The sequence below is a fragment of the Pseudarthrobacter sulfonivorans genome (assembly GCF_024391045.1).
Classification (GTDB): Bacteria; Actinomycetota; Actinomycetes; order Actinomycetales; family Micrococcaceae; genus Arthrobacter; species Arthrobacter sulfonivorans_B.
In genome coordinates this window covers 1-4408 of the sequence record NZ_JANFCZ010000048.1, presented here as the reverse complement: position 1 = coordinate 4408, position 4408 = coordinate 1, and the positions used below count along the sequence as shown (strand labels likewise).

At 64.2% G+C, this 4408-nt stretch carries 5 protein-coding genes; 1 reads left to right on the top strand and 4 read right to left on the bottom strand.

The features are described from left to right. The first annotated feature begins 97 nt into the window (after positions 1–97). Complete coding sequence (locus NQJ30_RS18760; RefSeq protein ID WP_255771830.1) at positions 98–1108, top strand: Gfo/Idh/MocA family protein; 1011 nt, start codon at positions 98–100, stop codon at positions 1106–1108. Here the strand turns inward: NQJ30_RS18760 and NQJ30_RS18755 are convergent. The 4 genes from NQJ30_RS18755 to NQJ30_RS18740 all read right to left on the bottom strand — a co-directional run. Then, positions 1078–2103 carry an ATP-dependent 6-phosphofructokinase gene (locus tag NQJ30_RS18755; protein ID WP_255771829.1) on the bottom strand — a complete coding sequence of 342 codons (1026 nt, stop codon included), beginning with the start codon at positions 2101–2103 and terminating at the stop codon, positions 1078–1080. The two genes, NQJ30_RS18760 and NQJ30_RS18755, sit on opposite strands and share 31 nt — an antisense overlap. 119 nt (positions 2104–2222) lie before the next feature. Further along, entirely contained in the window at positions 2223–2585 is a 363-nt protein-coding gene (locus tag NQJ30_RS18750) for a cupin domain-containing protein (RefSeq protein ID WP_255771828.1), read from the bottom strand. A gap of 86 nt (positions 2586–2671) precedes the next feature. Next, positions 2672–4159 (bottom strand): glyceraldehyde-3-phosphate dehydrogenase, encoded by a 1488-nt coding sequence (locus tag NQJ30_RS18745; protein ID WP_255771827.1) that lies wholly within the window; start codon positions 4157–4159, stop codon positions 2672–2674. Between the two features lie 89 nt (positions 4160–4248). Next, positions 4249–4408: orotidine 5'-phosphate decarboxylase / HUMPS family protein (locus tag NQJ30_RS18740; RefSeq protein ID WP_255771831.1), on the bottom strand; the 160-nt coding region annotated here is incomplete at its 5' end.

Here is a 4408-nt window from a genome sequence, read left to right as displayed (position 1 = left end):
AACCTTCTGAGCTGCAAAGACGTTCTAAGCTGCAAAGACGTGCTGAGCTGCGGAGACGGTCTAATCTGCCCGGCGGGCCTGACAAAGGGAGTAGTCAATGAGCAGGAAATTGCGTTGGGGCGTCCTGGGCACCGCCCGGATCGTCCGGAAGTCCATTCCGGCGTTGCAGGAAACGGCGAACGGAGAGGTGCTGGGGATTGCGTCCCGCACAGGGGAAAGGGCAGGGGAATTCGCCGAAAAGCATGGCCTCCCGCAGGCATTCGGTTCCTATGAGGCCCTGCTGGAGTCCCCCGACATCGATGCCGTCTACATTGCGCTGCCCAACGCCCTGCACCTCGAATGGATCCTGAAATCGCTGGACGCAGGCAAGCACGTCCTCTGTGAAAAACCGTTGGCGATGAGCGCTGCCGAGTGCGGGGAAATTTCACGCAAGGCCGACGAGACCGGTCTCAAGGTCCTGGAAGGCTTTATGTACCGTTTCCACCCGCGTTTCCAGAAGCTGCAGGAGCTGCTGGCGGCCAATGCGGTGGGCGATCTGACGTTTCTCCACGTCGGCCACACGTTTGATGCCGGCGGGGGCGACAACATCCGCTGGTATACGGGGCTCGGCGGCGGCGCGCTCTTCGATACAGGCTGCTACTGCGTCAATGTGAGCCGGATGGTCACGGCGCAGGAGCCGGCTCACCTCGCAGCCTTTGGCAACTACCGTGACGCCAACGACGGCGGCCGCATCGACACCAGCATTGCGGGCATGCTGCGTTTTCCCGGCGGCGCCACTGCGCTTTTTGATACGGGAGTGAACCTCGAACGGCGCAATTTTCTGGAAGTCACGGGCACCGCGGGCCGGCTCTACCTCGACAACCCCTTTGGCCTCCTGGAGGAAGATTCGGTCTTGGAGGAGCACCACTTCGGGCAGGAGACGGTCTATCACGAGGTCAAAGGCGCAAACCACTTCGTACGCATGGGCGAACATTTTGCTGACAGCGTCCTCCACGGCACACCGCTCCGCTACGACCTCGCGGACGCCGCAAACAACGCCAGGGTATTGGAGGCTTTGGACGCGGCAGCGCGAACGCCTCAGCCGAACAGGACCGCGGCCTCGTCGTAGCGGTTCTGCGGGACCGTCTTCAGCTTGCCCAACGCTTCCTGGAAGCCCACCTGCTCGATTTCCGTGCCCCTGAGGGAAACCATGGTGCCCCAGTGGCCTGACACCACCGAGTCGACGGCCGCCATGCCCAGGCGGGTGGCCAGGACGCGGTCGAAGGCCGACGGTACGCCGCCGCGCTGGATGTGTCCCAGGATGGTGGCACGGGTTTCGAGGCCGGTCCGGGCTTCCAGTTCCGGGACCAGTTGGTCCGCGATGCCGCCGAGCCGGGGACGGCCGAAGGTATCCAGTCCGCGCTCGGAGTGCGGGGACTCCATATGGTCCGGGACAAACCCCTCGGCAACTACCACCAGCGGCGCTCGGCCGCGGGCGTGCGCTTCCTTGACCCACTGGGCAATCTGCCCGATGCCGACTTGCTGCTCCGGAATGAGGATCGCATGGGCGCCGGCTGCCATGCCCGCGTGCAGGGCGATCCAGCCCACGTGACGGCCCATCACCTCCACGATCATGCAGCGGTGGTGGGACTCGCCGGTGGTGCGCAGGCGGTCGATGGCCTCGGTGGCGATCTGCACGGCGGTGTCGAACCCGAACGTGTAGTCGGTGGCGTCGAGATCATTGTCCACGGTCTTGGGGACGCCCACGATCTTCAGTCCGGCGTCGGTCAGGCGTTTGGCGGCGGCCAGGGTTCCCTCGCCGCCGATGGCGATGATCGCATCAATGCCCAAACGCTTCAGATGTGCCTTGATGACCTCGGGCCCGCCGCCGTTTTCGAACGGGTTGGTGCGGGAGGTGCCCAGGATGGTGCCGCCCTGTTTCGCGATGCCACGGACCAGGGTGCGGGGGATGTCGATGACGTCGCCTTCAACCACACCGCGCCAGCCGTCGAGGAAACCCACGAATTCGTGGCCGTGGATGGCGATGCCCTTGAGGACCGCGCCGCGGATCACGGCGTTCAGGCCGGGGCAGTCGCCGCCGCTGGTGAGGATTCCAATTTTCATTTTTCCGCTCAAATCATGGGAGAAGGTTTACAGGCCGGGCCTCACGCAGCGATCGGGGGCCAAAACCTGTCAGGCCCGGGGTTTAAGCCCCCGGGCCTGAACTGGCAGAACACTTGCGGTCACGGCGTGAAGATCACAAAGAACTTCCTGATCCGTTCCTGGATCTCCCACGTCCCTTGCCACCCGATAGGGAAGATGGCGGCTGTTCCGGCCTCCAGGGTGATGGGATCGGCACCGTCCTCGGTGACCACCATGCGGCCTTCAAGGACATGGATCGCCTCGCCGCGCTCCAGGAACTCCCACCGGGAGAGGCCCGGATCGGCTTCCCAGACTCCGGAGAGGATGCGGGAATCGTCGCTGGTAAAGGGAATGGCAATCCGGGTGGGTATCTCGTCGCCGAGTACCTCGGCCAACGGAGGACCGAGCGGAGATTCGTCCAGTTTGCCCTTGAAGAGTTCGCTGGGCTGGAAGGTGATGCTCATGTGGATGTACCTTTCTGTTGCTGCCTGCCAGGACACGGTCCGGCGGGCCGGTTGTGGCCGCAGCCTGGGCCAGGCGGCGGTTGAATTTATGCCAGGGCGGCGAGTACGGACATGGCTTCCTCAACGACGTCCGTTGCGGGGAAGGAGGGGCGCTTCAGGCCTGCCATCTCTTCCATGACGCGGACCACCTGGCAGCTGTAGCCGAACTCGTTGTCGTACCAGACGTAGAGGACCAGGTTCTTGTCGTTGGAGATGGTGGCCAGTCCGTCAACGACGCCGGTGCGGCGGGAACCGACGAAGTCGGTGGAGACCACTTCGGGGGAATCGACGTAGTCGATCTGCTGGCGCAGGTCCGAGTGCAGGGACATTTCCCGCAGGAAGTCATTGACCCCGTACTTGGTGGTGCCGTTTTCCAGGCTCAGGTTCAGGATGGCCAGGGAAACGTCCGGCGTGGGGACGCGGATGGAGCTGCCGGAAAGCTTGCCCTGAAGTTCGGGCAGGGCCTTCGCAACCGCAGTGGCCGCACCCGTCTCGGTGATGACCATGTTCAGGGCAGCGGAACGGCCGCGGCGGTCGCCCTTGTGGAAGTTGTCGATCAGGTTCTGGTCGTTCGTGAAGGAGTGGACGGTTTCCACGTGCCCGTGGATCACGCCGAACTTGTCGTTGATGGCCTTCAGGACCGGGGTGATGGCGTTGGTGGTGCAGGACGCTGCGGAGACGATCTTGTCCGTGTCCTGGATGTCGCCGTGGTTGATGCCATGCACGATGTTCTTCAGCGCGCCCTTGCCTGGGGCGGTGAGCAGTACGCGGGCGACGCCCTTGCTCTGCAGGTGCTGGGACAGGCCCTCGGCGTCGCGCCACCGGCCCGTGTTGTCCACCAGCAGGGCGTCTTTAATGCCGTACGCGGTGTAGTCAATAGTGGCGGGGTTGTCCGAGTAAATGACCTGGACGCGCACCCCGTTGGCCGTGATGGTGTTGGCTGCCTCGTCGACGCGGATGGTGCCCCGGAAGGAGCCATGCACTGAGTCACGGCGGAGGAGGCTGGCGCGCTTGGTGAGGTCGTTTTCGGAGCCGCGGCGCACCACGATGGCGCGCAGGCGCAGGCCGTGGCCGCCCCCTGCCTTTTCGATCAGCAGCCGTGCCACAAGGCGTCCGATGCGGCCGAAGCCGTAGAGGACGACGTCGGTGCTGGCGCGGTCATCAGCGCCGCGCTTGCCCACAAGTTGGGCGAGTTCCGTGCGGAGGAAGTCTTCGAGGGAAGCGCCGTTGCCTTCGAACCTGAACTTTTGGTTCAAAAGGGCGACGTCGATCGCGGCCGGACCGAGGTCCAGCTGCAGCAAGGTCTCGAGCAGCGGGGCTGTCTCCTCCGGGCGCAGTTCGTCCTTGCTGATCCGGCGTGCGAAACGGTGGGCCTTGAGGATATCCATGGTGGACTTGTTGACCAGGTTCCGGCCGTGAATGCTGGTGACCACGTTGTTTTCGCGGTACAGCCGGCCAATCACGGGAACCATAGCCTCGGCGAGAGCCTCCTGGCCCATCCACATATCAAGGCAAGAATCTGAAGTTTGTAGCATCGGGCTGCCTTTCCAAAGAGGGTCGGGTCTGGATGAGTTTCAGCTCCTGGGATGCACCAGGAGGCCCTCCGGTTTGTCCGTGGGCTGGGTTAGTTGATTGCGGCGCGGAGCTGCTTGGCTGCCAGTGCGGGATCGGCTGCGCTGTAGATGGCGCCGCCGGCGACGGCGACGTCAGCGCCGGCCTTCTGGACATCGCCGATGGTGGCGAGCTTGACGCCGCCGGCCACGGAGAACGGGACACGGGCTTCG